We start from the raw sequence: 3,359 nt of genomic DNA on the forward strand, positions 1-3,359 counted from the left end.
CCCTGCATCAGACGATCCAGCGCAGTGTCACTGCGCGCCTGTGCACTCTGTGGTGCAGCTGCCAGAATGCGGCGGGCCGTTTCCACGGTCATACCGGGGGTTTCGGCCAGCACGCGTGCCTGTTCTTCGCGTCCGTGAGCCTCCACACAGTTGAGGATCCCCATAATGCGACTGTTTTCTGCCGCAACCGCTGCGGTGATCTGCGCGTTCACGTCCGGCTGCGCAGCGCTGGCGTTCTCGCCCTCCGTCGCTTGCACCACGCCAGTAACGTCAGCCTGCGAAGCAGTGGCTGAAACAGTTGTTGATTGAGTCTCTTTGGTCATTCGCCCTCCTGAGAGACGGGATTTACGTGCATCCAGTGCATCACGCATGACGGTGATCGCATCGGTACTGTTCACAAGTTCATCAGCCAGTCCGGCATCAATGGCCTCCTGACCGCTGTACACTGCAGCCTCGGTATCCAGCACAGCCTGCACGGACAGGCCGGTATATGCCGACACCTTCTGTGCAAACATCCGGCGGGTTGCATCCATCCGGGACTGCAGTGTTTCCCGGACATCATCCGGTAGATGGCTGTAGGGGTTGCCATCCACCTTATGGCTGCCGCTGTAAATCAGCGTGATTTCCACGCCCTGTTTCTCCAGCGCAGCACCGTAATTACTGTGAGCCATCATGACGCCGATGGAGCCTGTCCGGGCGGTCTGCGTGACCAGACGCCGGGAGGCGGCGCTGGCAAGCAGCTGACCTGCACTGCAGTTCATGTCGTTGGCCAGCGCCCATACCGGTTTTATGTCTCGCACACGGGCGATGATGTCAGCACAGTCAAATGCTCCCGCCACCATCCCGCCCGGTGTGTCCATATCCAGCAGAATGCCGTCCACCATCGGATCGCTGGCAGCCTGTTGCAGACGGGCGATAATGCCGTTGTAACCGGTCATTCCCGAATACGGCTGCAGCGCCCGCGTCCGGCTGACCAGCGTACCGGACACCGGCAGCACGGCGATGCCGTTCATGACCTGATAACTGCGGGCCTGTCGTGGTCCGTCATCATCACCGGATAACGCCAGCGCCGCGGGTGCCTCTCCGGCAGTCAGGCTGTCGCCGGATACTGCATCCGTCAGGCGGCTGATCCCAAGCTGGCCTGCAAGCGCACAAAAGAACACCCGCGCATAGGCGGGTTCAAGCATCAGCGGCTCATTAAAAGCCATGCTGGCAATATGCGGGAGATTACGCAGCTCTGCTGTCACTCTTCTCCTCCTCTGTTGATTGTCGCAGTCCGGATTCAAATGCCGCAGCCGCCCAGGCGGGCGGTTTAAGACCGGCTGCACGGCGCTCCATCGTTTCACGGACCTGCTGGGCAAAAATTTCCTGATAGTCGTCACCGCGTTTCGCGCACTCTTTCTCGTAGGTGCTCAGTCCGGCTTCTATCAGCATCACCGCTTCCTGAACTTCTTTCAGACCATCGATGGCCATACGACCGGAGCCTATCCAGTCGCAGTTCCCCCAGGCACTGCGGGCTTCCTGAAAGCTGAAGCGCGCTTTTGAAGGTAACGTCACCACGCGGCGAACGATGGCCTCTTCCAGCCAGCACAGAAACATCTGGCTCGCCTGACGGGATGCGACGAATTTTCGCCGCCCCATAAAGTACGCCCACGACTCGTTCGCACTGGCCCGTGCCGTGGAGTAGCTCATCTGGGCGTAATTCCGGGAAAGCTGCTCATACGAGACACCCAGCCCGGCAGCGATATACCGCAACAGTGACTGCTCAAACACGGAGTAGCCGTTATCCGTGTCCTGAGCCGTCTGCAGGTTCAGTGAGTCCCCCGGCATCAGGTGCGGCACTTTTGCGCCTCCCAGACGGACCGGTGCTGCGGCGTAATACGCGGCAATTTCACCAATCCAGCCCGTCAGCCTTTCCCGCTGCTCCTGACTGTTCGCGCCCAGAATAAAATCCATCGCTGACTGCGTATCCAGCTCACTTTCAATGGTGGCGGCATACATCGCCTTCACAATGGCGCTCTGCAGCTGCGTGTTCTGCAGCGTGTCGAGCATCTTCATCTGCTCCATTACGCTGTAAAACACATTTGCACCGCGGGTCTGCCCGTCCTCCACGGGTTCAAAAACGTGAATGAACGAGGCGCGCCCGCCGGGTAATTCACGGGGTATCCATGTCCATTTCTGCGGCATCCAGCCAGGATACCCGTCCTCGCTGACGTAATATCCCAGCGCCGCACCGCTGTCATTAATCTGCACACCGGCACGGCAGTTCCGGCTGTCGTCGGTATTGTTCGGGTTGCTGATGCGCTTCGGGCTGACCATCCGGAACTGTGTCCGGAAAAGCCGCGACGGACTGGTATCCCAGGTGGCCTGAACGAACAGTTCACCGTTAAAGGCGTGCATGGCCACACCTTCCCGAATCATCATGGTAAACGTGCGTTTTCGCTCAACGTCAATGCAGCAGCAGTCATCCTCGGCAAACTCTTTCCATGCCGCTTCAACCTCGCGGGAAAAGGCACGGGCTTCTTCCTCCCCGATGCCCAGATAGCGCCAGCTTGGGCGATGACTGAGCCGGAAAAAAGACCCGACGATATGATCCTGATGCAACTGGATGGCGTTGGCGGCATAGCCGTTATTGCGTACCAGATCGTCCGCGCGGGCATTGCCACGGGTAAAGTTGGGCAGCAGGGCTGCATCCACACTTTCACCCGGTGGGTTCCACGCCCGCAACTGCCCACCAAATCCGCTGCCACCGCCGTGATAACCGGCATATTCACGCAGCGATGTCATGCCGTCCGGCCCCAGAAGGGTGGGAATGGTGGACGTTTTCATACATAAAATCCTGCAGGTCCCCTGCGTCGCTGTGTCATGCCGGTCTGCACTTCCAGCTCCGCAATGTATTTTTTCAGGTCAGACACGGAAGTGGCCGTAAACTCCACTCGCCGTCCGTCTTTCTGTACCGTTGCCACCCGTTTTCCTGTCATCAGGTCATGCAGTGCCGCACGGGCAGCGGCAAGTTCTTCCTGTCGCGTCATTCATCCTCTCCGGATAAGGCACGGGCGTAATCTGCCAGTGTTTTCTTGTTGGTTGCTGCACCATCCTCTTCCTGCAGGCTCGCCAGCAGTGCACTGAGATCCAGCTGCCAGCGGGAAATACTGATGCGCAGCGCCGCCAGCGCATAAACGAAGCAGTCGAGCGCCTCATTGCGTCGCTTTTTGCTGTCCCACAGTATTTTTTTCCTGCCATCCACCCATTTTTCGACCTGCTCTTCAGCAGTCAGCTGCTGCGCTTCGGTCAGATCAAAAATATCCGGGTTATTCGGGAAGTGAACGGCACCGGGAAGCGGTTCATCCCCTTCCGGC

At 58.9% G+C, this 3,359-nt stretch carries 4 protein-coding genes; all 4 read right to left on the reverse strand.

The window, feature by feature from the left end; genetic code table 11:
- The coding region (locus HEN21_RS22260) for a S49 family peptidase (protein ID WP_183082945.1) at positions 1 to 1,247 on the reverse strand (1,247 nt) is incomplete at its 3' end.
- A complete protein-coding gene (locus tag HEN21_RS22265; protein ID WP_010354585.1) occupies positions 1,228 to 2,829 on the reverse strand; it encodes a phage portal protein in 1,602 nt (533 codons plus the stop codon). The genes HEN21_RS22260 and HEN21_RS22265, both read right to left, overlap by 20 nt.
- Positions 2,826 to 3,032 (reverse strand): phage head-tail joining protein, encoded by a 207-nt coding sequence (locus HEN21_RS22270; RefSeq protein WP_000198149.1) that lies wholly within the window; start codon positions 3,030 to 3,032, stop codon positions 2,826 to 2,828. Before HEN21_RS22270 ends, HEN21_RS22265 begins: the two co-directional genes overlap by 4 nt.
- Positions 3,029 to 3,359: terminase gpA endonuclease subunit (locus HEN21_RS22275; RefSeq protein ID WP_077874177.1), on the reverse strand; the 331-nt coding region annotated here is incomplete at its 5' end. The genes HEN21_RS22270 and HEN21_RS22275, both read right to left, overlap by 4 nt.

This window comes from Escherichia sp. 93.1518, from assembly GCF_013368915.2.
Classification (GTDB): domain Bacteria; phylum Pseudomonadota; class Gammaproteobacteria; order Enterobacterales; family Enterobacteriaceae; genus Escherichia; species Escherichia ruysiae.